This is a genomic window from Bacillus sp. TH13 (assembly GCF_016651175.1).
In the GTDB taxonomy this organism is placed as follows: domain Bacteria; phylum Bacillota; class Bacilli; order Bacillales; family Bacillaceae_G; genus Bacillus_A; species Bacillus_A thuringiensis_S.
In genome coordinates this window covers 662,754-688,871 of the sequence record NZ_JAEKEJ010000025.1, presented here as the reverse complement: position 1 = coordinate 688,871, position 26,118 = coordinate 662,754, and the positions used below count along the sequence as shown (strand labels likewise).

Genomic DNA, 26,118 nt, shown 5'->3' with positions numbered 1-26,118 from the left:
TTGTATGACTTTTTCGTCAGCTTCTATTAATGCCATTGTTCCGTGTTTATAGTTTCACATCTATAATGCTTTTTGAAACATGTATTCATCACCTTAATGTATGTTTATTTCCCTCTAAAAGCAAACTTCAATTTTAATAGACGTGTAAAAATGAAGTAACTTATGATAGCGAATAGGAAAAATCCAACATAATAAGGCAGAAGTGCATCTCGTCCGCCTAATATTCTACCGCCAAGCAGTCCGAAGCATAGAACAGTGCAAATCATGAACCATTTTTGCAAGTTGGGAAACAATAGTATTTTTCCGTTTTGTTCGTTCGGTGTACGTGTGTATAGAAAGGTTGCCATTGATAAAAAGATAATGATGTAAGCAAATGGTGTTAATAGTGTCCAAGGAGAAGGTACAGAAGTACGTTCCATTGGATTGTCCTGTGGTACACTAGAAAGTTTATTGCCATAGTCATCAAATGTTTCTATCGGGTGGTAATCATAAGTAATAGAAAAAGATTCTAATGGTGAAATGATATCTATATGTTGTAAGTACTCATGAGTACGTTGCTCTATTTCTCCTATTGCATCTAAAGACCATTGTGTATGGGAATAAATGAATCCGGAAATTAACAATCCAAAACCGTATGGTAAAAATAATAGAATGATAGTTAAACTACTTTGAGAGAATATATGTCCAGTAATGGTTCCGATAAATAAGGTGAATGTATAAATAGCGATAAGTACAACCGTAGCATATAGAAAGTAACTATAGAACGGAGTAAAGATTTGATGCTCATTGTGAAACGACATGTTCTTTATTCCGTACATGCTAATCCAGCAAACAATTTGCACTGTAATAATATTCAAAACACCAAGCCACCATTTTGTTAAAAAAATATCTTTTCGTTTAAAAGGCATCGAGAATAGAAAATCAGTTGATTGATTGTTACGTTCCCATCCGATTAAAAGACAAGCAAGTGCAATAAGAGTAACTCCTTGAAAGAGGACGGCACCATCAGATGCGTGAAAATAGTAGGAGTAGTAATATGCATAGTCATCAAACTTCATTTTTGATTGTTTTAGTTGCATTTGCGCTTCTTGATAATATTTATAAGGTAGTTGATATAAACTAATTAACCAAAATAATAGAATTATATATTTTCCTTGCTTCCATTGCCTTATCCATAAAGCTTTATGAAACATGCGAATCCTCCTCAAACGTTGTGATAAAAATATCTTCGAGCGACATGGCTAATTCCTCAATGAGCAGTGGCTGTTCTTTATGAAACTTTTCCAATGTAGCTGCGACATTTCCCTCAATTAAGATTGTATATACTTTTCCTGTTTGATTTAATATTTTAATATTGCTTAAGTTTTCTAGTTTTTGAGGCAATGAACGTTCGTAAGCGACTTGTATTTTAGCAAATTGTGATTTTGCATCGTCTAGTGACGTAATAGATGCTACAGTATGTCCTTTTAACATAATGATTGTATCTGCAATTTGTTCCACTTCATCTAAATGATGAGTTGAGATGAAAATGGTAATCTCTTTTTCTGCAACTTCTCCAACGAGAAACTGTAAAATTTGCCTTTTCACGATAGGATCAAGTCCATTTGTCGGTTCATCTAAAATGATATATTCTGCTTTTGTAGAAACAGCTAAAATGATGGCGAGCAGTGCTTTCATTCCTTTTGAATAGCTACGAATTCGTTTGTTTGGTAAGTTAAAACGTTCTAACAATTCATAGAAATGTGTTTCATCAAATGCGGCATAAACTTCTTTATAAAAATTTACAATTTCTTTTATCGTATAGCCGTTCAGTATATTGGTAGAATCAGGAACATATACGATTTTTTGCTTTATTTCAGGACACTGATGAATGTTTGTATCTTCATATGTAACGGTCCCTGCATCAGGGTCTAAAATACCGACCATCGTTCGCAATAAAGTTGTTTTCCCCGCACCGTTTCTTCCGAGTAATCCGATGATACTCCCTCTTTGCAATGTGAAAGAAACATCGTCTAAAATCGTTTGATTATCAATTGTTTTCTTCAAGCTTGTCACTTTCAGCATCTGTATTTCCTCCAATCTCTTTATAGTATGAATCTATCCAATCATGAATTTTATCTTTCGTAACACCAAGATAAGAGGCTTCTAATAGTAATTGATGAAATTGCTTTTCAACCATAGCGATTTTCCTTTCGTCTAATGTTGGGGTAATCGATTGGGATACAAATGTTCCTTTCCCTCGTAATGTTTCAATAATCCCTTGTCGCTCTAACTCTTGATACGCTTTACTCACTGTATTTGGATTTATAACGAGTAAAGAAGCGAGTTCGCGTACAGAAGGAAGTTTGTCACTTGGAGCTAACATGTTCTTCAATACGAGTTCTTTTATATTTTGAACAATTTGTTCCCATATCGGAGTGTTGCTTCTTGGATCAAGTTGAATATGCAAGAGCAATGTCTCCTTCCTTATATGTATTATGTGTACTACTGTGTGTAATACACTTAATACAATATAGGGGACGAATGTATTTGTCAACTGAAAATGTTAGAAAAATTTGGTATTAAAAAAAGATAAATTGGAAAAAATAGGTCTGATATAGAATGGAGGGTTAGTCATGAAGCGAGTTTTTGGAATACTTGTTTGTTTCATGTTATTGCTTTCTGGAACTTCAGTGAGTTTTGCACAATCTGAGAAAACGAAGCAGGAGAAAACAGAAGAAACAACGCCGAAGTTAGCGGAACAAGCGTCGTCAGCAATCGTAATTGAGCAAGATACAGGTAAAGTTTTATTTGATAAAAATCCAAATGAAAAATTACCACCTGCTAGTATGACAAAGATTATGACAATGCTTTTAATTATGGAACAAGTTGAAAAAGGAAAACTAAAACTGACCGATAAAGTTAGAGCGAGCGAACATGCAGCTTCAATGGGTGGATCGCAAATCTTTTTAGAACCTGGGGAAGAGATGACTGTAAATGAGATGTTAAAGGGTATTGCAATTGCATCTGGAAATGACGCATCTGTTGCAGTAGCCGAGCATATCGCAGGTTCAGAAGAAGGATTTGTAAATATGATGAACAAAAAGGCGAAAGATCTAGGGCTGAAAAATACACATTTTCAAAACCCAACAGGTCTTCCGGCCAAAGACCATTATTCGACAGCAAATGATATGGCTATAATGGCAAGAGAATTGATGAAGTATCCACTTATTCGTAAATACACAGGTAAGTACGAAGATTATTTACGTGAAGATACGGATAAAAAGTTTTGGCTCGTTAATACGAATAAGCTAGTACGTTTTTATCCTGGCGTAGATGGAGTAAAAACAGGTTTTACGACAGAAGCGAAATATTGTTTAACAGCATCGGCTGAAAAAAATGGCATGCGTATCATTTCAGTTGTCATGGGAGCACCAACATCAAAAGAACGGAACAACGAAGTGACGAAGCTTCTTGACTACGCATTTGGTCAATATATGACAAAGAAATTGTATACGCGCGGCGAAAAAATTAAGACAGTTCAAGTAGGGAAAGGGAAAAAAGAAAAAGTAGATTTAGTTGCATCAGATAATGTTTCTCTTCTTATGAAGAAGGGCGAGAATATGGACAAGGTAAAACAAGAAGTAATTGCTGAAAAGAAAGTAAAAGCACCGATTAAAAAAGGTGACGCGCTTGGTACACTTGTTATTAAAAAAGATAAGGATGTTTTATTAAAACAAACAATTGTAGCAAAAGAAGATGTTGCTGCAGCGAGCTGGTGGGAGTTATTTAAAAGAAGTTTTGGGATGTTTTCAACATCAAAATAGCGGCAAATATTTTGCCGCTTTTCTATTCGTATGTAGGTGAATAATGCTGAAAGGTTTCACTTTATGACGAAATAGTTCTTCTTTTGTCAGCAGGGAGGATTCTTATTTTGTATCACGAAAATCTTTATGTATGCGAATGAGTAAAGTTTGAGCATAAGGAGGAAATCGTGTGAGTCTTTCCATGCAATTAGAAGTAAAACGTGACGTCCTATGTGTGAGACTAGCGGGTGAATTAGATCATCATACGGCTGAAGAGTTGCGAACGAAAGTAACAGATATGATTGAGACACATGGTGTTCATCATATTGTTTTGAGCCTAGAGAACTTATCGTTTATGGATAGTTCTGGTCTAGGTGTTATATTAGGCCGATATAAACACGTAAAGGGATTAGGTGGAGAAATGGTTGTTTGTGCAATTTCACCGCCTGTTAAGCGTTTATTTGAAATGTCGGGCTTATTCAAAATTGTTCGCTTAGAAGAAAGTGAAGCGCACGCGCTCGCGACGTTGGGGGTGGCATAGGTGAGAAATGAAATGAACCTTCAATTTTCAGCATTAAGTCAAAATGAATCGTTCGCTCGCGTTACAGTGGCGGCTTTCATTGCACAACTAGATCCAACGATGGAAGAATTAACGGAGATTAAAACAGTTGTGTCAGAAGCGGTTACAAATGCAATTATTCATGGGTATGAAGGAAATGCAGAAGGTATTGTTTATATTTCTGTAATTTTGGAAGAAGCAATGGTGAAACTCACGATTCGAGATGAAGGGATTGGAATTTTTAACTTAGATGAAGCGAGACAACCCCTTTTTACAACTAAACCTGAATTAGAGCGTTCCGGAATGGGATTTACTATCATGGAAAATTTTATGGATGAAGTAGAAGTTATTTCAAACGAATCTTTCGGGACAACAATCCATTTGACAAAATACTTATCAAATAGTAACGCTCTATGCAATTAAGGAGAATAGCCTATGGACATAGAGGTCAAAAATGAGAAGAAGAAACCTCAGTTAAAGGACCACGAGCTAAAAGCGTTAATTCAAAAAAGTCAAGATGGAGACCAACAAGCGAGAGATACAATCGTTCAAAGTAATATGCGCCTCGTTTGGTCGGTTGTACAGCGGTTTCTTAATCGAGGATACGAACCAGACGATCTATTTCAAATTGGATGTATTGGGCTCTTGAAATCGGTAGATAAATTTGATTTATCTTTCGACGTGAAATTTTCAACATATGCAGTTCCAATGATTATTGGTGAAATACAACGTTTCTTACGTGATGATGGATCAGTGAAAGTTAGTAGGTCTTTAAAAGAAACAGGAAACAAAATTCGAAAGATGAGAGATGAGCTTTCGAAAGAATTCGGAAGGGCTCCAACGATTAATGAAGTGGCAGAGGCACTAGAACTAACGCCAGAGGAAGTTGTTCTAGCACAAGAAGCGAGCCGGGCCCCTTCGTCTATACATGAAACTGTATATGAAAACGATGGAGATCCAATCACTATTTTAGATCAAATTGCAGATCAATCTGAAACGAAATGGTTCGATAAAATTGCTTTAAAAGAAGCGATTAGAGAACTAGATGAACGAGAGCGCTTAATTGTATACTTGCGTTACTATAAAGATCAAACACAGTCAGAAGTAGCAGAGCGCATAGGCATTTCGCAAGTACAAGTTTCAAGACTTGAAAAGAAAATATTAAAACAGATGAAAGATCGAATAGACGAATAATTGTCTATTCGATTTTTTTATGCCGTTAATAGGAGAGAGATGTTAATTTTTGCAAAAATTAACAGAATTTATTGATAATTTAGTCAATTTAAAATATAATCCAAGTATGAACTTGTCATAAAGGGGGAAGGAAACATGGAAACGAGGCAACAATGGGGAACGAGAGCTGGATTTATTTTTGCAGCGGTCGGATCTGCCGTTGGATTAGGAAACATATGGCGTTTTCCTTATACAGCGTATGAAAATGGAGGCGGGGCATTCTTTTTACCGTACTTATTTGCATTATTAACGACGGGTATTTCATTGTTAGCATTTGAGTTTGCTCTTGGTCATCGTCATCGTGGCTCAGCACCACTTACATTTTTCCGTATTAGCCCGCGTGCCGAATTTATTGGATGGTGGCAAATGTGCGTAACATTTATCGTTTCAACATATTATGCAGTGATTATTGCTTGGTCTATATCGTATACATACTTTGCAATTACTGGAGCATGGGGAAAAGACACGCAATCATTTTTATTTAAAGAGTACTTACATGTTGCAGATAAGCCAGGGCAATTTGGAGGACTTGTACCGGAAGTATTAATTCCATTAGCTCTCGTTTGGATTATTGTGCTTGGCGTTGCATTTAAAGGAGTTAAAAAAGGAATAGAAGTTGTTAACCGTATATTTATTCCTTTATTAGTTGTTATGTTCCTTATTATCGTCGTTCGTGCAGTGACGATGGAAGGTGCTATGCAAGGACTAGATGCATTCTTTAAACCAGATTGGAGTCGTATTTTTGATGGGAAAGTATGGCTTGCTGCTTATGGTCAAATATTCTTTAGTTTATCTTTAGCATTTGGAATTATGATTACGTATTCTAGTTATTTACCGAAAAACTCGGATACAACAAATAATGCCTTTATTACTGGATTTGCAAACTCAGGATTTGAATTATTAGCGGGTATTGGGGTCTTTGCAGCTCTTGGATTTATGGCGAATAATATGGGAGTACCGGTTGATAAAGTAGCAAGTGCTGGCGTTGGGCTTGCGTTCGTAGTATTTCCGCAAATTATTAATGAATTGCCGATGTCACCGTTGTTTGGTGTATTATTTTTCTTATCGTTAACGGTTGCTGGAATCACATCACTTATTTCACTCGCGGAAGTATGTTTTGCCGCTGTATCTGAAAAATTCAGTTTAAGTCGGGAAAAAACCATTGGAATTATGGGAACCCTTCTCGTGTTAGTTTCTCTTGTATTTGCAACACGTGGTGGGCTTATGTTCTTAGATGTTGTCGACTATTTCGCTAATAATTTCGGATTAATTACAATTGCACTTGCGGAAGTAGTGACGATAGGGCTCATTTTACGTCGTTTACCAGTTTATCAAAATCATGCAAACTTTGTATCTGATATTAAATTAGGAACGTTTTGGAGAGTAAGTTTACTCGTTATTACTCCGCTTATGTTAGGGTATATGCTAATTGATGGTACAATCCAAAACATTAAAAAGAATTATGGAGATTATCCGACTGAGTTTGTTGTAACGTATGGTTGGTCGATAGCAGCAGCCTTCCTTATCGTTGCGCTAATTATTAGTCTAAAGAAATGGAATGCACAAATACATTCGGATTCTGCCAAGCTTGAAAAAGAATGGAAAGATCGAGGTGTTTCATAATGAGTGGCTCAGCAATTATGATGATGGTTATTGGAATAGTAGTCATTTGGGGAGGGCTTGCATTAAGTATTGCAAACTTATTTAAGAAAAAGGCATAAGTAAAAAACATCTGTACCGAAATGGTGCGGATGTTTTTTTATGAAAAAATTGTATTAGAAAAAAATTCAATAACCATACTACAACTACGAGGAAGAGTGAAGGGGTGAATGAAAGTTGGAACAAACGATTTATATTAAAATGCGCAATCGTTTAAAAGTTTCTCCTACTTATGAAGTAAAGCTGGGCGATGTTGCTCAACTTGCCGGAGATTCTTCCGTAGTTGAGTTGTTACAAAATGAGATAGTTTACAAAATAACAGCGCATGATAAGACGCATGTTGTAATTGATGTTATGAAAGTAATTGAGATTATTCAACAGAAAGCATCTCATGTACAAATTAATTTACTCGGTTCTGGACAAACTCTTGTTGAAATTATATACGAAAAAAAGAAGGCGCATCCAGTTTTTTTCGGGCTTGTATGGCTGTTACTTTTCATTGGAGCGGCCCTTGCGATCATTTATTTCCATGAAGATGTAAGTATGCAACAAGTACATCAACGGTTATATTACATGATTACTGGAGAATTTAATGCGCAACCACTTTTATTTCAAATTCCTTATTCTTTAGGTCTTGGCTTAGGGATGGTTTTATTCTTTAATCATGTATTTCAAAAGCGAATTAATGAAGAGCCAAGTCCGCTAGAAGTTGAGATGTTTCAATACCAACAGTCACTTGATCAATATGTAATCGTTAATGAAAACAAGGATAATATGAAACAACTTACCGATGATTGAGTCTGGATTTGTTATTTTAATTGGTTTAGCTGGAGGGATTGCGGTAGGTAGCGGATATGTCGCATTTTTAGCTGTACTTGGTATAATCCCCCGTTTAGCCCAATTAACGAGAAGTGGAAAGCATATTCAATATTTTGAGTGGGCAGTCATTGCAGGTACTTTAACAGGGGCTTGGTGCAGTTTGAAAAACATTACATTTCAAACGTCGCAATATTGGCTCGTTATATTAGGGATATTTTGTGGCACGTTCATTGGAATGCTTGCTGCAGCATTAACAGAGGTGTTAAATGTTCTACCTATTTTAGCGAAACGAGTAGGGGTAGAGGGGAAGATTGTTGTTTTACTCGTTGCTCTTGTACTTGGGAAAGTAATAGGCTCGTTGTTTCACTGGATTTATTTCGTAAAGTAGGAGGCAGTATATAAATGACAAGTCAGAAATTGAAGGATGATTACATAAATAAAGTGAAGGAGTATCATCCAAAGCCAAACTATTTACTAAATTGTATCAAAGCATTTCTTGTAGGTGGACTCATTTGTACAGTTGGAGAAGTATTGATGAAATTTTATATACATTATTTTCACTTCAGTGAACAAGAGGCAGGAAACCCCACTGTTGCAACTCTTGTTTTATTATCCGCGATTTTAACAGGGTGTGGTGTATATGATAAAATCGGTCAATTTGCTGGAGCAGGATCAGCGGTACCGGTGACAGGATTTGCAAATTCTATGGCGAGTGCTGCCTTAGAGCATAAGAGCGAAGGGGTTGTTCTAGGGATTGCTACAAATATGTTTAAACTGGCAGGAAGTGTAATTGTATTTGGGGTTGTTGGTGCATATATCATTGGGTTAATAAGGTATACCTTTAAAGTTTTTATGTCTTAAAGGAGGGGCTAGTATGAGGTTAACCGGAAAACAAACGTGGGTATTTCAAAATGATATATATGTGAATGCAACGGGTACTGCTGTCGGTCCGAAAGAAGCTGAGGGCCCTCTTGGAAAAGATTTTGATATTTCATACGATGACTTGCATTGTGGAGAGGAAAATTGGGAGCTCGCCGAACGAAGATTAATGTCAGACTCAATTCAACAAGCAGTGCAAAAAGGGAATATAAAAACATCGCAAATTGATTTCTTTTTAGCGGGAGATTTATTAAATCAAACAGTGACAGCAAATTATGTTGCGCGTAAGTGGGGCATTCCTTTTTTAGGAATGTTTAGCGCTTGTGCGACGTCTATGGAGACTTTAGCAGTTGGCTCAGCTTTTATAGACGGTGGATTTGCAAATCGTGTCTTAGCTACAGTAAGTAGTCATAATGCAACGGCTGAAAGACAATTTCGCTATCCAACAGAGTATGGTGGGCAAAAGCCAGGGACAGCAAATTCAACTGTGACTGGTGCAGGATCTATATTAATTAGCAATGAAAAAAGTGCAATTAAAATTACGGCGGCTACAATCGGAAAAGTGCAAGATTTAGGAATCACAAATCCTTTGGATATGGGGGCAGCGATGGCTCCAGCAGCAGCTCATACAATTCAACAGCATTTTGAAGATTTAAGAAGAAGTGCCGATGATTATGATTTGATTGTTACGGGTGATTTATCAGCTGTTGGGACGCCGATTGCAAAACAACTTTTACTTGAGGAAGGTTACGATCTTGGGCATATATACAATGATTGCGGATTGATGATTTATGAATCAAGTCAAGAAGAAGTGTTTGCAGGTGGTAGTGGTTGCGCTTGTTCAGCAGTTGTCACATATGGCCATTTATTACACGAGATGCAAAAAGGGAATTTACAACGAATTTTTGTCGTTGCCACTGGCGCATTATTAAGCCCGATGATGATGCAACAGAAAGAAACGATTCCAACAATTGCACATGGTGTCGTATTTGAAAGAGTTAAAGGAGAGTGAATTGTGGATTTTATATATGCATTTCTTGTAGGTGGAGCTATTTGTGTAATTGGGCAGCTATTGTTAGATTTCGCAAAGTTAACACCAGCTCATTTAATGGCAACTTTTGTAGTCATCGGAGCAATTTTAGATGGATTTGGATTGTACGATAAACTAATAAAGTTTGCAGGTGCTGGAGCAACAGTCCCTATTACAAGTTTTGGACATTCACTATTGCACGGAGCAATGCATGCAGCAGAAAAACATGGATATTTAGGAATTGGTATTGGCATGTTTAGTTTAACATCTGCGGGCATTTCCGCAGCGATATTGTTTTCGTTTTTTATAGCACTTATATGTAAACCGAAAGGATAAATCAAATGAGACGAAGGGTTGTTTTGGTCACAGATGGAGATGAATATGCAAAGCGGACAATTGAGCTTTTAACAAAGGAATTTGGGGGAAGGTGTATTTCAGCATCACAAAGTAATCCAACCAAATTGACAGGGAAAAGAGTTGTTGAGCTTATTATGCAAACGCCATATGACCCTGTATTTGTCATGTTTGATGACAGTGGATTTATTGGAGAAGGATCTGGTGAGAAGGCTTTAAAATATGTGGCTACCCATAAACAAATTGATGTGCTCGGAATTTTAGCAGTAGCGTCTAATACGCATCGTTGGGAATGGGCACGTGTAGATGTAAGTGTAGATCGGAATGGGAATTTAACCGAATACGGTGTTGATAAATTTGGACTTCCAGATGGTGAAATTGGCAGGATTAGTGGAGATACAATATATTGCTTAGACGATTTAAATGTTCCTGTCATTGTTGGAGTTGGTGATATTGGTAAAATGTGCGGGAATGATGAATGGGAGAGAGGGTCACCTATTACTAGAAAAGCGATTCAATTAATTTTGGAAAGGAGTGGTTTTTATGACGAAGCCTAAAAAAGTGGATATCCCTATATCAACTTTCATAAGTGACAATGAAAATTATTTAAAGCAGACAGTTGGACTAGGCGTTACATACGATGTTGGCATTCGTAAATTTCAAATTTTGAATAAAGAAATTGGTGTGTTATTTGTAAACGGACTTTGTGATACAAATTATATTATCCCTATTTTAGAAGAAGCGGTGGATACAAATGAGATAAGGGATGTAGAAGAAGATACAGTGAAGCTTTTAGAGAATCGCTTAATCCATCAACAAGTAAGCAAAGTGAAAACGATGGATGAGGTAATGCTCCAAGTATTATCAGGACTCATTGTGATATTTGTGGAAGGTGAAACGGAAGCGTTCGCGATCGATGTTCGTAGTTATCCAGGGCGAACACCGACAGAACCAGATACCGAAAAGGTAGTACGCGGCGCGAGAGATGGATTTGTTGAAAATATCGTTGTAAATACAGCATTAATTCGTAGAAGAATTCGAGATCCACGTCTTCGAAATGAAATTATTCGAGTAGGAGATAGATCACAAACGGATATTTGTATTACATACGTTCAAGATGTTGCAAACCCAGACTTAGTAAAGATTATAAAACAAGAATTAAATAACATCGATGTAGATGGAATTACGATGGCGGATAAAACAGTAGAAGAATTTGTTGTAAAGCAAAGCTATAACCCATTCCCACTTATTCGATATACAGAAAGGCCAGATGTAGCAGCAAATCATCTACTAGAAGGGCATGTGTTAGTACTCGTTGACACATCACCAAGTGCTATGATTACACCGACAACATATTTTCATCATTTACAGCATGCAGAAGAGTTTAGACAAAATCCAGCTGTCGGTACATTTTTACGCTGGGTGCGCTTTTTAGGTGTTATATTCTCGTTATTTTTATTACCATTTTGGTTAGTGTTTGTATTTGATCCAACTCTTTTGCCACCAAATCTTGCTTTTATTGGACCGACTAAGATGACACATTTACCAATTTTATTACAGGTGTTAATGGCAGAGGTCGGACTTGAGTTTTTAAGGATGGCAGCTATTCATACTCCAACGCCGCTATCGTCTGCAGCAGGGTTGATTTCCGCTATATTAATTGGGCAAATTGCAATTGATGTAGGTTTGTTTGTGCCAGAAGTAATTTTGTATGTAGCGGTTTCAATGATTGGTGCATATGCAACACCGAGTTATGAATTGGGACTCGGAAATAAGGTTGGGAAATTGTTTGTTATTATTTTAACAGGTCTCTTCCATGAGATGGGATTTGTAATTGGTATGACGATATTAATTTTATTTTTAACGTCTATAAAAAGTTTACAAACACCTTATTTATGGCCGTTTTTACCATTTGATTGGGGCGCATTAACAAAAATTTTACTCCGTCCAACAATGTCTAGTTTAAAAGTACGACCAAGTATAGTAAGACCTCAAAATGTAAAAAGACAAAAATAAACGGGATTATGTACCCGTTTATTTTTTTTAGTAAAAATTTATTGTTTTTTAACAAAAATCAAACATTTTTTGTGTACACTTAGAGTAGATATTGTGTATGGAAGGGGAAGAGGACATGATTAAATTATTTGTAAGTGATTTAGATGACACGCTCGTTTACGATGTGAATCATATGCAAAAAGAAGATGAACGTGCGCTGTGTTGGTTAGCTGAGAAAGGGACAAATATTTGTTTTGCCTCTGGCCGCTTTACACACAGAATTGATGAAGTTGTAAAAAGGTTTTCATTCCCATATTACACAACTGGCTTAAATGGAGCGACAATGTTATTTCCGGATGGGAATTTATTTCATGAATCGAGTTTTGAAAATGCGGCTGCCCAGGAAATATATCGATATATACATAAAAAAGGACTAGCGGATATTGTTTGTGCAAATGAGCAGCGATATACAAAAAGGAAAAATGAACATCACCATAATTTTGAAGCGTATATGGGCGTGCATATCGCTGAAATTGAAGCGTTAGAAGAAGAGTTTGGTAAGACTGTACACCCTGCAAAATTGTTTGTTTTTGGTGAAGAAGAGAAAATTGTGACGCTAGATCAAGAGCTACGAGATACGTTTCAAGGCGAAGCGGAAGTTTTTATATCAGGTAAACGCTATGTTGATATTATGCCAAGGGGCGTGAGTAAGGGGAGTGCTCTAAAGCGACTAATGGACCATTTGCAAATTGAAGCAAATGAAGTTGCTTGTATTGGAGATTCTTTCAATGATATTTCTATGTTTGAAGTAACCCCGCATTCATTTACTCTTCATCATGCCCATCCATATGTAAAGGAGAAAGCAAATCATATAGTGCGTTCGGTTGAAGAGGCTGTTATGAAATTACCGTTACTTGTATAAAAAAGAAGCCCGTCACTGGCGGGCTTCTTTTTTACTTGAATAAAGATTTAACAAAATCAATGATACTTGAGAAGAAATCTTTCACTTTATCTAGAAAACTTTGTCCTTCTTCAGATCCTAAAAAGGCAGAAACGTGTTCTTTTGCTTTGTTTAATTGACTACCAACTTGATTCCAATCGATATTAAGATTCTTCATTTTATCAAATAACGATACTAAGTTATCTAACTGTTCATCTGTTAATGTAATGCCTAATTGATCAGCAATTTTTTTAATTAATGAACGTAAATCTTCTGTTGTTTTTGGCTGTTCTTTTGCAATTTCTTCTTTAATTTTTGCAACAAGTTGAACTGCTTTTTCTTCACCAATTTTATCACCAAGCTGGGCTGTTTGTACCATTTCTTCATTCGCTACTTTTTTTACTTCTTCAGGAATTTGTTTATTGGACGCAGTTTCGTATGCTTTCATTAATCCAGTTAAAGCTGCAGTTCCTGAAACTTTAAAAGGTGCAGTAATTTGAATTTCTGCATCTTTTACACCTGCTGTAATCAAAGCGTTAGTGTACATTGCATCTGTTACCCAGTTAATATTCTTTGATCGTACAATAAGACCAGATCCTGGTTTTGTGTATGTAATCATAGAAGAAGAAATTGCTCTCGTACCAATTTGTGCTTTTGGAACAATGCCTTCTAGAAATTTATGTTCTTCCGCATTAGATACAGTAATAATTGTAGCATCTTTCGGTGCTTTCATTTCTTTTAACAGATCTTGTTTTTGTTGTTCAGATAAGTTCTCTCCTAATGTAACAATTGATTCTCCCTCGATGATGTCTGCAAATGAAGCTGTTGGCATCATAAATACCGTTACAGCTAATAGCAGAGCTAGTAATTTCGTTTTCACGAAAAATCGCTCCCTTTCTCTTTCTAAAATTTTCGGGCAACAAAGTTATTATAGTATATATTTCTTATTTGTCACCTAGCTTTTTCCACATTTCAAAAAAGAAGTATCTAGATTGTCGGATTCTTTTTGTTTCTAGTCATGAATGTGGTAATATAGTGCTGAGATAGTTGAAAGGAGACATATACGTATGAAAACTTTAGGATACATATTAATGGAAAACGGTGAAAAAATCGACTTGGAATTTTTCCCAGAAGAAGCACCGAAAACAGTAGAAAACTTTAAAAAATTAGCAGAGCAAGGATTTTATGACGGTGTTACATTCCACCGTGTTATTCCTGGTTTCGTAAGCCAAGGTGGAGACCCAACAGGTACAGGTGCAGGTGGCCCAGGTTACTCTATTCCATGTGAAACTGATGGAAACCCTCATAGACACCTTGTAGGATCACTTTCTATGGCTCACGCTGGTCGTAACACAGGCGGTAGCCAATTCTTTATCGTTCATGAGCCACAGCCGCATTTAGATGGTGTTCATACTGTATTCGGTAAAGCAACAAGCGGTATTGAAACAGTATTAAAAATGCGTCAAGGCGATGTAATGAAAGAAGTTAAAGTTTGGGAAGAGTAAGGTAAGGAAAAAGAGAGCTTTTGCTCTCTTTTTTTACTTTTAAATGGGACGGGGTACTTCTTCTGCAGCTCATCATACAAGTAGTATTGTTGCTAAAATATATTGCTTGTGAGAACAAACCTTTAACAAATTACATAGAATACATTACATTATATGTTTCAACAAATATTTTTTGTTATATTAATTTTGCTAGAATAGTGCTACTTTAGGGTAACTATTAATGAAGTGATGTTGAATGATATGTTTTTTTCCATTCCGTATAAAATTTTCTTTTTTTACTCTATTTATTAAAGGAATAGTGCTGAAACATAGATTTGACTTTCTTCTTTTCGCTTTGTATGATTATCAAGTTGTTTTAGGCTCTTCTCACTCTGTTGAAAATATTGTAAAATGAATATGATATGAAAAGAGTGATTGAGGGGATTACTAGTTTGTAACTTTTGTAAGAAGGGATAAGGGTTATGTTAATTCGTTTTAAAAAAAGTTATGAAAAAATTGCAATGGGGCTTCTTTCGTTTATGCCAACTGAAAAAGATGTGAAAACATTACAATTGACAATGAAAGAATATGAAGCAAAAGATGATTGGCAATTGTATTTGTGGAAAGAGAATGAAGATTTTGTTGGAATAATGGGGATTGTAAAAAAAGAGAATCAAGTATTAGAAATTCAGCATTTGAGTGTGAATCCGTCTCACCGTCATGTGGGGATTGGAACGAAGATGGTTCAAGAGTTAAAGAATAAATTTCTTGAGTTTACAATTTGCGGAAATGAGCAAACGGCAAATTTTTGCGAAAAATGTAAAGGGCTAGAACAAAATATACATTCGTGAAAGCAGAGATAAGTAGTTTATTATCTCTGCTTTCTTTTTTGTAATTGTTCGTTTCGTTCAGTAATGACTTCTGTGCGATCACGCAAAGTGTGCTTGTTTATAATATATTCACCCGGGATAGCATTCAAGTCTTTCCAAGGGAGGTTTTGTTTTTGACATAACTCTATGCACTGCTTCTCTAACGATGAATCTGATAAGGGTAAAAATAAAGGTACAAAACGTTCTTTTTTATGGATAGATTGCAATCTTTCATTGAGCAAGGAAAGAAGTTGTACTTGATTAATTCCTAAACGTTGTAAAGACACACCGCTTTTTTCTAAAATTGTGATTGCGCTTTTCATCATTTTTGTGGAACCATTCCAGTTAGCACGTCTTTGGTGGTATAAAGAAACTGCAATTTGAATGAGACCAACTAAGTAATGATCACGATTTCCTCGTGGTTTTGTCTTCCAGTACTCTTCTAGTATTTCGTGGCATTCAAAATAGTCGTAATCTCCTTGGAAATGAATTAAAAATTGTATGTATTCGGTAGGATACATGTGTTCTCGCCCCTATCTAACGGTTATACATATAAGTGTATCATAGAAATATGAACAATAAACGACTAGGAGATTTCCCCCTAGCCGTTATTGTTCATATTAGCAGAAGCAAGCTGCTCCTACAATAATTAGTAAAATAAACAGTACAACAAGTAATGCGAACCCACCGCTAAAACCACAATCAACGTGACCCATAGTTTTTTGACCTCCTACATTGTTCTTACTACACTGTTATCATATGAAGTGGTGGGCATGATGACATAGGCATCGGTCTATTTTTAATTAAATTTCTTAAAAAGGTTGGATAGAACATGAGTATGCTCTATACTTATGTTGTTATAGAAAAAATGTGGTGGGATGCTTTGTGCAATATAATTTTAAAGTAGAGGCTTTTGAAGGGCCTTTAGATCTATTGTTACATTTAATACATCGTTATGAAATTGATATATATAATATTCCTGTAGCAGATATTACAGAGCAATATTTATCTTATGTGCATACGATGAAAGAACTTCAATTAGATGTTGCAAGTGAGTATTTAGTAATGGCCGCAACGTTATTACAAATTAAAAGTAAAATGTTGTTGCCGAAACATGAAGAAGATGTACTTGATAACGGTGATGATTTTATAGATGATCCTCGTCAAGAATTGATGGAGAGGTTAATTGAATATAAGAAATATAAGCAAGTTGCTACTGAGTTAAAAGAAAGAGAACAAGAAAGAGCACAGCTATATACACGTCCACCAATTGACTTTACATCGTTGCAACAAGAAGAAGAGACAAGCTTGCCTCTTGATGTTACGTTATATGATATGCTAGCGGCATTTCAAAAATTAATGCGCCGTAAAAAGGCAAAAAAACCTGTAACAACACGTATTACTCGTCAAGAAATACCAATTGAACAGCGAATGACTGATATTTTAAAGCAGTTAAAAATAAAGGGTGGTCGCCAAAGTTTTTATGATTTGTTTGTTGATGATGAACGTGAAATAATGGTTGTAACATTTTTAGCAGTTCTGGAACTTATGAAAAATCAACAAATCATAATTGAGCAAGAACATAATTTTGATGAAATTTTCGTATCAAGCTCTAATAAATCTACATAGGGCAAGTATGTGAAATTGGGATAGAAACACTTTATCTCATGCTATGTTTTAATGTATCGTTTGGAACAAGAGAAAAAATATTGAACCGAACGCATTGATTGTGATTCGGTTTTTTGATGTGTATTTTTATGGGAAAATAGAAGGAAGGAGCTCGTGAAATGGATAGGAAAGAACAAAAGTCAATTATTGAAGGCCTTTTATTTGTTTCTGGTGATGAAGGGATTTATCCAGAACAAATAGCGAAAGTTCTTGAAATTGAAATGAATGAAGTAATTAATATTTTAGAAGAAATGCAACAAGAATGTGAAGGTGCAAACCGTGGTTTGCAAATTGTACAGTATGCAAAAGTATATCGTTTTGCTACAAAGAAAGAACATGCTTCATATTATCAAAAATTAATAGATACACCAACAGCTGCTTCGCTCTCACAAGCTGCTCTCGAAACGTTAGCGATTGTTGCATATCGTCAACCAATCACAAGGACTGAAATGGAAGAGATTAGAGGAGTTAAAACCGATAAGGCGTTACAAACGTTGGTTTCACATTTACTTATAAAAGAAATGGGAAGAGCGGAAGGACCAGGGCGTCCTATTTTATACGGAACAACAAAAGAATTTTTGGACACATTTGGATTGAAAACATTAGATGATTTACCGCCGCTTTCTGAAGAGAATGAACAAATGAATGAAGCGGATTTATTCTTCGGTTCCTTACAAGAGATATCGAAATAAAAGCTTAGCATTTTGCTAAGCTTTTTTGTATATCAATTATTTACAGTGCCATACTAAATGAAAAAAGGAGACGAGTTATGAGAGGTATGCGGATTATTCTATTATTAGTTTCTGTTTTATTATGTTTTTCTTTAAATAGCGCATCAGCTAAAAGGTATATGATGTCCATTCATACTACGTCTCCTTTACATATGCATCGGCAACATCTTAGTAAAATGAAAGTGAGCTTTTTAAAAGTGGGGCAAGGTGATGCAACACTTATTATAATGCCAAACGGACAAACAATGTTAATTGATGGAGGACCTTATGAAGCAGGAGAGGTTATTATTCAGAAATTAATTGAGAAAGGGATTAATCATTTAGATGTAATTGTCAGTACGCATCCCGATATGGATCATATAGGGGGGCTAATTCCAATTGTAGAGCAAATGCCGGTATCGCTTATATTAGATAGCGGAAAAACATATAGTTCTCTTACTTATCATACATATCGGAATAATATTAAAAAAAGAGGGATACCTTTCGTTTCAGTAAAGGAAGGGCAATATATACCGCTGGATCCACATGTTTCTATACAAGTATTGAACAATGGGAAATCAAAAGATGAAAATAATGAATCCTCAATTGTTTTGAAGGTACGATATGGAAAAGCGGATTTTTTATTAATGGGTGACGCGGATGTACGGACAGAACATGAAATATTAAAACAATTTGATGTACATGCAGATGTTTTAAAAGTGGGGCATCACGGCTCTTATACTTCAACAAGTGAAACGTTTATAAAAAAAGTGGAACCGCAGTTTGCTATTCTGTCTTACGGGAGTAGTAATCCGTATGGACATCCTCACCAAAGTGTAGTAAAACGCTTAAAAAGGCACGGTATAATGGTACATAGAACTAATAAACGTACAGTAGAAATAGAAACAGATGGTGAACATGTTATGTTAGAATCTAGTGGGTTAATGCCATTGTTGAAGTGATTTCTATATTAGGGGTGGATACTGTCCCTTTTTGGAAAAATGAATATTATATATTATAGTTATAAGGGACGTAAGAAATTTCCTTTTTTGTTGAATAAAAAGGAAATTTTATTAGAATGTATAGACAACTACTCGTGCATATATTAAGATGGAACTAGGCGAATAAGGTAATAATAATAAGTAGGTATTTCATGGGAAAGGATCGATGAAAATGAAAACGCAAATTGTCATCAATGCCAAAATTTACACAGGTCAAGAAATAGTGGAAAACGGATTTATTCGTTACGCAGAAACCATTAAAGAAATTGGTTTGATGGCTCAATATGTACCACAAGAAAATGAAACTGTTTTTGATGCTACAGGGAAGATTGTAATTCCAGGTATGATCGATGTTCATATTCATGGTGGATACGATATTGATGCGATGGATGCAAATAGCGATGGGTTAGTAACTCTAGGTAAAGAAATGTTAAAAGAAGGGGTTACAACTTACTTCCCAACAACAATGACACAAGCTCCAGAGGCAATTGAAGCAGCGCTAACTGCTGCGAAAGAAGCAAAAGAAAAAGGAGCGCATTTCGAATATATTCACTTAGAAGGACCTTATGTTTCAAAGAAACGTGCAGGTGCACAACCACTTGAACATATCGTTCCTGCAAATATTGAGCAATTTAAACAATGGCAAGAAGCAAGTGGGAATTTAATTAAATTAGTAACATATGCACCAGAAGAAGAGGGAGCATTAGAGTTTGAACAATATCTTGCTGAAACTGGTGTAGTTGGCACAATGGGGCATACAGATGCAATTGATGCACAACTAAAAAATAGAAAGATTACACATGCGACACATTTATACAATCAAATGCGTGGATTACATCACCGTGAACCAGGAGTTGTTGGTCATGTGTTATTAAATCCAGATGTAATGGTTGAAGTAATTACAGATGGTATTCATATTCACCCTGATATGGTGAAATTAGCATATAAGTTAAAAGGACCGAAAAAAGTAAGTGTTATTACTGACGCAATGCGCGCAAAAGGTCTTGAAGATGGATTATATGAGCTTGGCGGACAGCCAGTACATGTAAAAGATGGTAGTGCTCGATTAGAAGATGGAACGTTAGCTGGTAGTATTCTAAAAATGGATCAAGCTTTCCGAAATGTAATTGAATTTACAGGTTGTTCAATCGAAGATGCAGTACTGATGACATCAGTTAACCAAGCAGAAGAGTTTGGGTTAAATAATAAAGGTGCATTAGCGGTAGGAAAAGATGCAGACTTTGTTGTGATGAATGAAGATTTACATGTATATGATACGGTTCGTTTAGGAATTCATATGAAGGAAGGGAAGTAATTAAATGAATATTCTTGTTGTAAAAACTCCAGAAGAACTAGCAGAAGCAGGCTATAAATTAATTGAAGAAGTTGTAAAAACAAAAGAAAATCCAACATTAGGAATGGCTACAGGAAGCTCTCCATTAGGTATTTATGCAGAAATGCGAAAAAATAAACTTGATACAAGCCGTGTAACCACTGTAAACTTAGATGAGTACGTAAATTTACCACATGAAGATAAAAACAGCTATCACTATTTCATGCAAGAACAGTTGTTTGATCATCTTCCATTTAAACAAACTTATGTACCAAACGGGATGGCAAGTGATTTAGAGGAAGAGTGCAAACGTTACGAGGGCATTCTAGCTGCTAACCCAGTTGACCTACAGATTCTTGGAATCGGTGAAAACGGTCACATCGGATTTAACGAGCCAGGAACATCGTTTAATTCTCCAACGAACATTGTTGAATTAACAGAATCTACACGCCAAGCAAACCTTCGCTTCTTCGAAAAAGAAGAAGATGTGCCAACTCATGCGATTACAATGGGAATTGGAAGCATTATGAAAGCGAAACAAGTTCTACTTGTTGCTATGGGTTCTAAAAAGGCAGAAGCTGTTAAAGAATTATTGCAAGGTGAATATAGTGAAGAGTGTCCGGCTACAGTTTTACAACGTCATCCGAATGTAACCGTAATTGCAGATCAAGAAGCTCTATCTTTATGCAGTGAGGCGATTGCTGATGAACATCGACAAGTATTCACCATTTCCGATCTATTATCAGATTCAAGAGTGGGTGAAACAGCTAATTGAGGACGGCGAATGGAAGCCGGGAGATAAAATCCCATCTGAGAATGAACTTTGTGATAAGTTCGAAGTGAGTCGTATGACAATCAGACAGGCGATTAATAATTTAGTGGAACAAGGCTATTTATATCGGAAGCGTGGAATTGGAACATTTGTCCAACTTCCGAAAGTGGAACAAAAATTGCAAGGAATGACGGGATTCACAGAAGACATGATTTCTCGTGGGATGAACCCAAGTAGTCAATTACTTAGTTTCCGCCTAGTTCCAGCTACTGCTAAAATAGCAGACCGGTTGAGAATACAGGAGGGGGAATCGGTTTATGAAGTGAGGCGTATTCGCTTAGCTGATGATGAACCGATTGCTTTTGAGACGACATATTTGTCGCCAGCTCTTGTAAAAGATATTAACGAAGAAATATTGCAACAATCTTTATATGAACATTTAGAGAAAAAACTGGGCTTTAAACTTGTTAGCGCTACTCAGTCAATTGAAGCTTCCGTTGCTACGGAAAATGAAGCTGAACATCTGCATATTCCTAAAAAGGCGCCTGTACTTGTAATGCGTCAATGGTCATATTCAGAAGGTGAGATACCGCTAGAGTATGTGAAATGTATTTATCGTGGAGATCGTTATAAATTTATTACGAATATCGCACGTAACAAATAGTATATTTCAGTTTGTGAAGTACAGTGGAATTGAAAATGGTTAACATGTAAAGAAATAAAAATACGACTCATCCTTATAAGGAATGAGTCGTATTTTTATTATGACCAATTACGTGGTTAACAGCATCTTTGACGTGATTTACTACATAGTGAGCGTGTTTTTTTACTGCATCATCTGCTTGTGACATAGCAAAACTGTGAGGAGTTAAAGAAAACATAGGAATATCATTGTAAGAATCCCCTATACAAGCAATTTCCTCAGGTTTTATTTGAAACTCATTTAATAAAACAGAAATGGCAGAGCCTTTACTAACATTCGGTGGCATTACATCTAAACATTGTTCTGCGGAGATGAAAGTACTAACTTTCCCGTGGAATTTTTCATCAATTTTTTTCTGAAGGAGTTGTAAGCTCTCCTTTGTTCCACCGACAGAAATTTTATTTGGGAAAATTGTATCATCAATCTTCTGTAGTAAGTTTGGTTCTTCAACAGAAGTCATAGTCACTTGTTGTTCAAGTTCTTGAATAAAAGGTGTTTTCTCTTCAATGTAATAATTATGCTCATCACTTACATAACGGAAATAAGGATTTTCATTTGTCATAGCTAGCAAATCGGGAAGTATGCTGGAATCAAAAGTTGCAGATAATAGTTGTTTATTTTCATGTGTATATACAAAAACACCATTTACACTAATGCGATGAAAATTTGTATTTACAGCTTTCATTAAGTCTGCAATTTCATTATCAAGTCTTCCGGAAGCAAAGCAAAGAATAACATTTTGCTCGGCAAGGCTGCGTAGTGCCGCGACATCTTGTTCATCAATAAGACCTCCGTGTTGCATCATTGTACCATCGATATCACTTACAAACATTTTAATCATGCTGTTATCTCCTTTCTATGTACAGTTGCTCTTACATTATACGCATCATATATAAACATGTCTAAAAAATGAATTTTTATTAAATGGCAGATGTTTTACATTGACGACAAAGAAGAATATTCTGTAACATAAAAGTAGGCTATTTAAGTACGAGGGTGGTGTTATATGAATAATTATCTAGAAATTAAAAAAGTTTTAAATAATAATGTCATCATTGCTAGCCATCCTGAACACGAGGAAGTAGTAGTGATTGGTAAAGGAATTGGATTTGGGAAAAAAGCGAAAGATGTATTGGAGCAAGAACAAATCGAAAAAATGTTTGTCTTAAAAAATGAACGTGATCGTGAACAATATAAATTATTAGTGCCGCATGTTAGTGAAAAATTAATTGAATTGATGAACGATATTATGCTGTACATTCAAGAAAAAGCGAAATCTCCACTAAATGAACATATTCATATTGCGTTAACAGATCATATTTCATTTGCGATTAAAAGGTTAAAACAAGGACTTACAATTGATAATCCTTTTTTAGTTGAAACAAAAATGCTCTATCCAGAGGAATATGAAATTGCGGAAGGTGTTGTAGAACTTTTAAATTCTCGTTTGCAAATTACATTGCCAGAAGGAGAAATTGGTTTTATTGCACTTCACATTTACAGTTCGCTTACAAATTCTGATTTATCTTCAGTTAATCAAAACTCCCGTCTCATTGCACAACTTGTATCTTTAATTGAGACAAACTTACAAATTACATTAGATCAAGAGAGCATTCATTATTTACGCCTTATTCGTCATCTTCAATATGCTATTGAGAGGGTGAAAAAAGGAGAAAAAGTAGAGGAATCGCAAAGTTTTGCTGATTTATTAAAGGCGGAGTATCCAGTTTGCTATAACGTAGCTTGGAAGCTAGTTAAGGTCATGCAAAAAGAGTTGCAACTACCTGTATATGAAGCGGAAAGTATTTATTTAACGATGCACTTGCAACGCTTAGTAAAGGCAGAGCATGTGTAAGAAGTCATATATTTTTGTCTAAAATGAAAACGTTAAAAAAAATGATTGAATCGCTTACAATAGTTATGTATAATAACTATTGCAAAGTTATACAAATTTCGACAAACACATTAAGGTGAAACGAAAACGTTTGCCTTAATTATAGTGAACTTATACGTAAACCTATTTTTGACACGTGTTACTGATTCGATCAGGCATGAGTGGAGAAAAGTAAGGAATGTAAGCTAGAGAAAGGGATATACTACCCTTTGTATAGCTATCGTTCTATCTTTTTTTCCTCATGTCTTTTTGGCGTTTGTCGGAAGGTATCAATATAGATAAGAGAGGAAGGGTTTCCATGTTTAAGAAGATCTTTGGTGTTCTTCAAAAAGTCGGAAAAGCGTTAATGCTTCCAGTAGCGATTTTACCGGCGGCAGGTATTTTACTTGGATTTGGTAATGCATTTCAAAATCCACAGTTAACAAATGTTATTCCTGCTTTAAAAGCAGATTGGTTCGTAATGGTTGCAAAAATTATGGAACAATCTGGTGATATTATTTTCGCTAACCTTGCATTATTATTCGCAGTTGGGGTAGCAATTGGTTTAGCTGGTGGAGACGGAGTAGCTGGTTTAGCAGCATTCGTCGGCTACTTAATTATGAACAAAACGATGAGTGTGTTCTTAGAAGTAGATAAGCTAGTGAAAGTAACAAGTTCTGGAGCAGACCCAGTAAAAATTGGATTTACAGATCCAGCGTATGCAAACGTATTAGGTATTCCAACGCTACAAACAGGGGTATTTGGTGGTATTATCGTCGGTATAGTAGCGGCATATTGCTATAATAAATACTTCAACATTGAATTACCATCATACTTAGGTTTCTTTGCAGGTAAGCGTTTCGTACCGATCGCAACTGCAACATTCTCTTTAATAGTAGGTATTATTATGTGCTTCGTTTGGCCATACATTCAAGGTGGCTTAAACACGTTCTCACATCAAATGATTGATGCAAATAGAACAATCGCAGCATTTATATTCGGTTTAATTGAACGTTCATTAATTCCATTTGGACTACATCACATTTTCTATTCACCGTTCTGGTTCGAATTCGGTCAGTATACAAATGCAGCTGGCGAATTAATCCGCGGTGACCAAAAAATCTTTATGGCACAGTTAAAAGACGGTGTAGAATTAACAGCAGGTACATTTACAACTGGTAAGTATCCGTTCATGATGTTCGGTCTTCCAGCAGCAGCTTTAGCAATGTACCATGAAGCACGTCCAGAAAATAAAAAATTAGCAGCAGGTATTTTAGGTTCTGCAGCATTAACATCTTTCTTAACAGGTATTACAGAGCCACTTGAATTTTCATTCTTATTCGTAGCGCCAGTATTATTCGGAATTCACGCTGTATTTGCTGGTCTATCATTTATGACAATGCAAATTTTAGGTGTTAAAATTGGTATGACATTCTCTGGTGGTTTAATTGACTTCCTATTATTCGGTGTACTACCAGGCCGTACAGCATGGTGGTGGGTAATTATTGTTGGTCTTGTACTAGCAGTTATTTACTACTTCGGATTCCGCTTTGCAATCCGTAAATGGAATCTAAAAACACCTGGTCGTGAAGAGGCAAATGCGAATGACGGTGCAGGAAAAGCAGAAGCAGGCGAACTTCCTCGTGAAGTATTAGTAGCACTTGGTGGTAAAGAAAACATTGCTTCTTTAGATGCTTGTATTACTCGTTTACGTGTTCAAGTTAACGAACAAAAGAATGTAAACAAAGACCGCTTAAAAGAACTTGGAGCAGCTGGTGTACTTGAAGTTGGAAATAACATTCAAGCTATTTTCGGACCGAAATCTGACACGTTAAAATCACAAATTCATGATATAATGTCAGGCCGTACACCTCATGTTGAAAAAGAAGAACCTGTAAAAGTGGAAGAAACTCCTCAAAAAGTTGATGAAAATGAAACAATTGTATCACCAATTGAAGGGAAAATCTTACCGATTACAGAAGTACCTGACCAAGTATTCTCAGGAAAAATGATGGGAGACGGATTTGCAATTGAGCCAACTGAAGGAACAGTAGTTTCTCCAGTTAATGGTGAAATTGTCAATGTATTCCCTACAAAACATGCGATTGGTATTCAATCTGAAGGCGGAAAAGAAATTTTAATCCACTTTGGTATTGATACTGTAAAATTAAATGGTGAAGGATTCGAGGCACTTGTCGCACAAGGTGATAAAGTGAAGCAAGGCCAACCATTATTAAAAGTAGATCTTGCATTTGTAAAAGAAAATGCACCATCTATCATTACACCAATTGTATTTACAAATTTACAACAAGGGCAACAAGTCGAATTGAAAAAAGATGGAAATGTTAAGAAGGGCGAAACCGCTATTATTGACATTCAGTAGGAATTTGACGCAAAATGTTTATAATTATAATAGGCGATGTGGTTGACCGAACATCGCCTATTATATACA

At 35.9% G+C, this 26,118-nt stretch carries 31 protein-coding genes; 24 read left to right on the top strand and 7 right to left on the bottom strand.

Going from position 1 to position 26,118, the window contains the following annotated elements; translation table 11 throughout:
• Positions 1 to 104: 104 nt before the first annotated feature.
• The 3 genes from JFU02_RS11725 to JFU02_RS11715 are packed head-to-tail and all read right to left on the bottom strand — an operon-like array spanning position 105 to position 2,449.
• Positions 105 to 1,193, bottom strand: a complete 1,089-nt coding sequence (locus tag JFU02_RS11725; protein ID WP_086407650.1) for an ABC transporter permease subunit — start codon at positions 1,191 to 1,193, stop codon at positions 105 to 107.
• Positions 1,183 to 2,064 carry an ABC transporter ATP-binding protein gene (locus tag JFU02_RS11720; protein ID WP_061666333.1) on the bottom strand — a complete coding sequence of 294 codons (882 nt, stop codon included), beginning with the start codon at positions 2,062 to 2,064 and terminating at the stop codon, positions 1,183 to 1,185. Before JFU02_RS11720 ends, JFU02_RS11725 begins: the two co-directional genes overlap by 11 nt.
• The gene (locus JFU02_RS11715) at positions 2,030 to 2,449 is read right to left on the bottom strand and encodes a GntR family transcriptional regulator (RefSeq protein ID WP_000548040.1); all 420 of its coding nucleotides are present in this window, start codon (positions 2,447 to 2,449) and stop codon (positions 2,030 to 2,032) included. Before JFU02_RS11715 ends, JFU02_RS11720 begins: the two co-directional genes overlap by 35 nt.
• Before the next feature lie 166 nt (positions 2,450 to 2,615).
• Between JFU02_RS11715 and dacF the strand changes: the two genes are divergently transcribed.
• The 14 genes from dacF (at position 2,616) to JFU02_RS11645 (ending at position 13,235) form a co-directional block, all read left to right on the top strand.
• Positions 2,616 to 3,806, top strand: coding sequence for a serine-type D-Ala-D-Ala carboxypeptidase DacF (dacF, locus tag JFU02_RS11710; protein WP_086407649.1), 1,191 nt, complete (start codon positions 2,616 to 2,618; stop codon positions 3,804 to 3,806).
• Between the two features lie 169 nt (positions 3,807 to 3,975).
• Entirely contained in the window at positions 3,976 to 4,326 is a 351-nt protein-coding gene (gene spoIIAA, locus JFU02_RS11705) for an anti-sigma F factor antagonist (RefSeq protein WP_000059133.1), read from the top strand.
• The gene (gene spoIIAB, locus JFU02_RS11700) at positions 4,327 to 4,767 is read left to right on the top strand and encodes an anti-sigma F factor (RefSeq protein ID WP_001243398.1); all 441 of its coding nucleotides are present in this window, start codon (positions 4,327 to 4,329) and stop codon (positions 4,765 to 4,767) included.
• Positions 4,768 to 4,779: 12 nt separating this feature from the next.
• The gene (gene sigF / locus JFU02_RS11695) at positions 4,780 to 5,538 is read left to right on the top strand and encodes an RNA polymerase sporulation sigma factor SigF (protein WP_000350729.1); all 759 of its coding nucleotides are present in this window, start codon (positions 4,780 to 4,782) and stop codon (positions 5,536 to 5,538) included.
• Positions 5,539 to 5,673: 135 nt separating this feature from the next.
• Positions 5,674 to 7,200, top strand: coding sequence for a sodium-dependent transporter (locus tag JFU02_RS11690; RefSeq protein ID WP_000450089.1), 1,527 nt, complete (start codon positions 5,674 to 5,676; stop codon positions 7,198 to 7,200).
• The gene (locus tag JFU02_RS11685) at positions 7,200 to 7,298 is read left to right on the top strand and encodes a methionine/alanine import family NSS transporter small subunit (RefSeq protein ID WP_000016826.1); all 99 of its coding nucleotides are present in this window, start codon (positions 7,200 to 7,202) and stop codon (positions 7,296 to 7,298) included. Before JFU02_RS11690 ends, JFU02_RS11685 begins: the two co-directional genes overlap by 1 nt.
• A gap of 115 nt (positions 7,299 to 7,413) precedes the next feature.
• Positions 7,414 to 8,034: a stage V sporulation protein AA gene (locus tag JFU02_RS11680; RefSeq protein ID WP_061666334.1), complete on the top strand. Its 621-nt coding sequence runs from the start codon at positions 7,414 to 7,416 to the stop codon at positions 8,032 to 8,034.
• Complete coding sequence (gene spoVAB / locus JFU02_RS11675) at positions 8,027 to 8,443, top strand: stage V sporulation protein SpoVAB (RefSeq protein WP_000572939.1); 417 nt, start codon at positions 8,027 to 8,029, stop codon at positions 8,441 to 8,443. Before JFU02_RS11680 ends, spoVAB begins: the two co-directional genes overlap by 8 nt.
• A gap of 14 nt (positions 8,444 to 8,457) precedes the next feature.
• Complete coding sequence (gene spoVAC, locus JFU02_RS11670) at positions 8,458 to 8,916, top strand: stage V sporulation protein AC (RefSeq protein WP_061666335.1); 459 nt, start codon at positions 8,458 to 8,460, stop codon at positions 8,914 to 8,916.
• Positions 8,917 to 8,929: 13 nt separating this feature from the next.
• Positions 8,930 to 9,946 (top strand): stage V sporulation protein AD, encoded by a 1,017-nt coding sequence (gene spoVAD / locus JFU02_RS11665; RefSeq protein WP_001241139.1) that lies wholly within the window; start codon positions 8,930 to 8,932, stop codon positions 9,944 to 9,946.
• Positions 9,947 to 9,949: 3 nt separating this feature from the next.
• Positions 9,950 to 10,300: a stage V sporulation protein AE gene (gene spoVAE, locus JFU02_RS11660; protein ID WP_000345907.1), complete on the top strand. Its 351-nt coding sequence runs from the start codon at positions 9,950 to 9,952 to the stop codon at positions 10,298 to 10,300.
• A 5-nt stretch (positions 10,301 to 10,305) separates the two neighbouring features.
• A complete protein-coding gene (gene spoVAEA / locus JFU02_RS11655) occupies positions 10,306 to 10,875 on the top strand; it encodes a stage V sporulation protein SpoVABEA (protein WP_086407646.1) in 570 nt (189 codons plus the stop codon).
• Entirely contained in the window at positions 10,862 to 12,334 is a 1,473-nt protein-coding gene (spoVAF, locus tag JFU02_RS11650; RefSeq protein ID WP_000165594.1) for a spore germination protein SpoVAF, read from the top strand. The genes spoVAEA and spoVAF overlap by 14 nt, the downstream gene beginning before the upstream one ends.
• A gap of 97 nt (positions 12,335 to 12,431) precedes the next feature.
• Complete coding sequence (locus JFU02_RS11645) at positions 12,432 to 13,235, top strand: HAD family hydrolase (protein ID WP_003307772.1); 804 nt, start codon at positions 12,432 to 12,434, stop codon at positions 13,233 to 13,235.
• A 31-nt stretch (positions 13,236 to 13,266) separates the two neighbouring features.
• Here the strand turns inward: JFU02_RS11645 and JFU02_RS11640 are convergent, their stop codons facing one another.
• Entirely contained in the window at positions 13,267 to 14,133 is an 867-nt protein-coding gene (locus JFU02_RS11640; protein WP_000850515.1) for a DUF1002 domain-containing protein, read from the bottom strand.
• 187 nt (positions 14,134 to 14,320) lie between these two features.
• Here JFU02_RS11640 and JFU02_RS11635 point away from each other — a divergent pair, with 187 nt between their 5' ends.
• Both JFU02_RS11635 and ribT read left to right on the top strand, forming a co-directional pair.
• A complete protein-coding gene (locus JFU02_RS11635; RefSeq protein WP_000853782.1) occupies positions 14,321 to 14,758 on the top strand; it encodes a peptidylprolyl isomerase in 438 nt (145 codons plus the stop codon).
• 461 nt (positions 14,759 to 15,219) lie between these two features.
• Entirely contained in the window at positions 15,220 to 15,588 is a 369-nt protein-coding gene (ribT, locus tag JFU02_RS11630; protein WP_000908400.1) for a GNAT family N-acetyltransferase RibT, read from the top strand.
• A 20-nt stretch (positions 15,589 to 15,608) separates the two neighbouring features.
• Here the strand turns inward: ribT and JFU02_RS11625 are convergent, their stop codons facing one another.
• Positions 15,609 to 16,127, bottom strand: coding sequence for a DUF309 domain-containing protein (locus JFU02_RS11625; protein ID WP_061666336.1), 519 nt, complete (start codon positions 16,125 to 16,127; stop codon positions 15,609 to 15,611).
• A gap of 99 nt (positions 16,128 to 16,226) precedes the next feature.
• Complete coding sequence (locus tag JFU02_RS11620) at positions 16,227 to 16,322, bottom strand: YjcZ family sporulation protein (protein WP_000510194.1); 96 nt, start codon at positions 16,320 to 16,322, stop codon at positions 16,227 to 16,229.
• Between the two features lie 169 nt (positions 16,323 to 16,491).
• On the opposite strand from JFU02_RS11620, the gene scpA reads away from it, so the two are divergent.
• The 6 genes from scpA to JFU02_RS11590 all read left to right on the top strand — a co-directional run bounded on the left by scpA (position 16,492) and on the right by JFU02_RS11590 (position 21,754).
• A complete protein-coding gene (scpA, locus tag JFU02_RS11615) occupies positions 16,492 to 17,235 on the top strand; it encodes a segregation/condensation protein A (protein ID WP_001199754.1) in 744 nt (247 codons plus the stop codon).
• A gap of 158 nt (positions 17,236 to 17,393) precedes the next feature.
• Positions 17,394 to 17,966 carry a segregation/condensation protein ScpB gene (gene scpB / locus JFU02_RS11610; RefSeq protein ID WP_000375171.1) on the top strand — a complete coding sequence of 191 codons (573 nt, stop codon included), beginning with the start codon at positions 17,394 to 17,396 and terminating at the stop codon, positions 17,964 to 17,966.
• 77 nt (positions 17,967 to 18,043) lie between these two features.
• Entirely contained in the window at positions 18,044 to 18,946 is a 903-nt protein-coding gene (locus JFU02_RS11605; protein ID WP_001214827.1) for a ComEC/Rec2 family competence protein, read from the top strand.
• A 211-nt stretch (positions 18,947 to 19,157) separates the two neighbouring features.
• Positions 19,158 to 20,300, top strand: a complete 1,143-nt coding sequence (gene nagA / locus JFU02_RS11600) for an N-acetylglucosamine-6-phosphate deacetylase (protein WP_001987227.1) — start codon at positions 19,158 to 19,160, stop codon at positions 20,298 to 20,300.
• A gap of 4 nt (positions 20,301 to 20,304) precedes the next feature.
• Positions 20,305 to 21,093, top strand: coding sequence for a glucosamine-6-phosphate deaminase (gene nagB, locus JFU02_RS11595; RefSeq protein WP_001024207.1), 789 nt, complete (start codon positions 20,305 to 20,307; stop codon positions 21,091 to 21,093).
• Positions 21,023 to 21,754: a GntR family transcriptional regulator gene (locus JFU02_RS11590; RefSeq protein ID WP_014894892.1), complete on the top strand. Its 732-nt coding sequence runs from the start codon at positions 21,023 to 21,025 to the stop codon at positions 21,752 to 21,754. Before nagB ends, JFU02_RS11590 begins: the two co-directional genes overlap by 71 nt.
• 73 nt (positions 21,755 to 21,827) lie before the next feature.
• Here JFU02_RS11590 and JFU02_RS11585 read toward each other — a convergent pair whose 3' ends face one another.
• On the bottom strand, positions 21,828 to 22,634 hold the full coding sequence (locus JFU02_RS11585) for a Cof-type HAD-IIB family hydrolase (protein ID WP_000594251.1): 807 nt from the start codon (positions 22,632 to 22,634) through the stop codon (positions 21,828 to 21,830).
• 165 nt (positions 22,635 to 22,799) lie between these two features.
• On the opposite strand from JFU02_RS11585, the gene glcT reads away from it, so the two are divergent.
• A complete protein-coding gene (glcT, locus tag JFU02_RS11580; protein ID WP_001067323.1) occupies positions 22,800 to 23,648 on the top strand; it encodes a glucose PTS transporter transcription antiterminator GlcT in 849 nt (282 codons plus the stop codon).
• A 337-nt stretch (positions 23,649 to 23,985) separates the two neighbouring features.
• Positions 23,986 to 26,049 carry a PTS glucose transporter subunit IIABC gene (ptsG, locus tag JFU02_RS11575; protein WP_000473190.1) on the top strand — a complete coding sequence of 688 codons (2,064 nt, stop codon included), beginning with the start codon at positions 23,986 to 23,988 and terminating at the stop codon, positions 26,047 to 26,049.
• Positions 26,050 to 26,118: the final 69 nt, after the last annotated feature.

What these genes read in the sequence shown, in the direction of transcription:
- spoVAF (WP_000165594.1), top strand. Translation starts at nt 10,862, where the DNA reads ATGACGAAGCCTAAAAAAGTGGATATCCCTATATCAACTTTCATAAGT.
- scpB (WP_000375171.1), top strand. Translation starts at nt 17,394, where the DNA reads ATGGATAGGAAAGAACAAAAGTCAATTATTGAAGGCCTTTTATTTGTT.
- spoVAEA (WP_086407646.1), top strand. Translation starts at nt 10,306, where the DNA reads ATGAGACGAAGGGTTGTTTTGGTCACAGATGGAGATGAATATGCAAAG.
- spoVAC (WP_061666335.1), top strand. Translation starts at nt 8,458, where the DNA reads ATGACAAGTCAGAAATTGAAGGATGATTACATAAATAAAGTGAAGGAG.
- JFU02_RS11690 (WP_000450089.1), top strand. Translation starts at nt 5,674, where the DNA reads ATGGAAACGAGGCAACAATGGGGAACGAGAGCTGGATTTATTTTTGCA.
- JFU02_RS11585 (WP_000594251.1), bottom strand. Translation starts at nt 22,634, where the DNA reads ATGATTAAAATGTTTGTAAGTGATATCGATGGTACAATGATGCAACAC.
- JFU02_RS11720 (WP_061666333.1), bottom strand. Translation starts at nt 2,064, where the DNA reads ATGCTGAAAGTGACAAGCTTGAAGAAAACAATTGATAATCAAACGATT.
- spoVAB (WP_000572939.1), top strand. Translation starts at nt 8,027, where the DNA reads ATGATTGAGTCTGGATTTGTTATTTTAATTGGTTTAGCTGGAGGGATT.
- JFU02_RS11645 (WP_003307772.1), top strand. Translation starts at nt 12,432, where the DNA reads ATGGAAGGGGAAGAGGACATGATTAAATTATTTGTAAGTGATTTAGAT.
- JFU02_RS11590 (WP_014894892.1), top strand. Translation starts at nt 21,023, where the DNA reads ATGAACATCGACAAGTATTCACCATTTCCGATCTATTATCAGATTCAA.
- dacF (WP_086407649.1), top strand. Translation starts at nt 2,616, where the DNA reads ATGAAGCGAGTTTTTGGAATACTTGTTTGTTTCATGTTATTGCTTTCT.
- sigF (WP_000350729.1), top strand. Translation starts at nt 4,780, where the DNA reads ATGGACATAGAGGTCAAAAATGAGAAGAAGAAACCTCAGTTAAAGGAC.
- ribT (WP_000908400.1), top strand. Translation starts at nt 15,220, where the DNA reads ATGTTAATTCGTTTTAAAAAAAGTTATGAAAAAATTGCAATGGGGCTT.
- JFU02_RS11605 (WP_001214827.1), top strand. Translation starts at nt 18,044, where the DNA reads ATGAGAGGTATGCGGATTATTCTATTATTAGTTTCTGTTTTATTATGT.
- nagB (WP_001024207.1), top strand. Translation starts at nt 20,305, where the DNA reads ATGAATATTCTTGTTGTAAAAACTCCAGAAGAACTAGCAGAAGCAGGC.
- nagA (WP_001987227.1), top strand. Translation starts at nt 19,158, where the DNA reads ATGAAAACGCAAATTGTCATCAATGCCAAAATTTACACAGGTCAAGAA.
- ptsG (WP_000473190.1), top strand. Translation starts at nt 23,986, where the DNA reads ATGTTTAAGAAGATCTTTGGTGTTCTTCAAAAAGTCGGAAAAGCGTTA.
- JFU02_RS11620 (WP_000510194.1), bottom strand. Translation starts at nt 16,322, where the DNA reads ATGGGTCACGTTGATTGTGGTTTTAGCGGTGGGTTCGCATTACTTGTT.
- spoVAD (WP_001241139.1), top strand. Translation starts at nt 8,930, where the DNA reads ATGAGGTTAACCGGAAAACAAACGTGGGTATTTCAAAATGATATATAT.
- JFU02_RS11635 (WP_000853782.1), top strand. Translation starts at nt 14,321, where the DNA reads ATGAAAACTTTAGGATACATATTAATGGAAAACGGTGAAAAAATCGAC.
- glcT (WP_001067323.1), top strand. Translation starts at nt 22,800, where the DNA reads ATGAATAATTATCTAGAAATTAAAAAAGTTTTAAATAATAATGTCATC.
- JFU02_RS11625 (WP_061666336.1), bottom strand. Translation starts at nt 16,127, where the DNA reads ATGTATCCTACCGAATACATACAATTTTTAATTCATTTCCAAGGAGAT.
- JFU02_RS11725 (WP_086407650.1), bottom strand. Translation starts at nt 1,193, where the DNA reads ATGTTTCATAAAGCTTTATGGATAAGGCAATGGAAGCAAGGAAAATAT.
- JFU02_RS11685 (WP_000016826.1), top strand. Translation starts at nt 7,200, where the DNA reads ATGAGTGGCTCAGCAATTATGATGATGGTTATTGGAATAGTAGTCATT.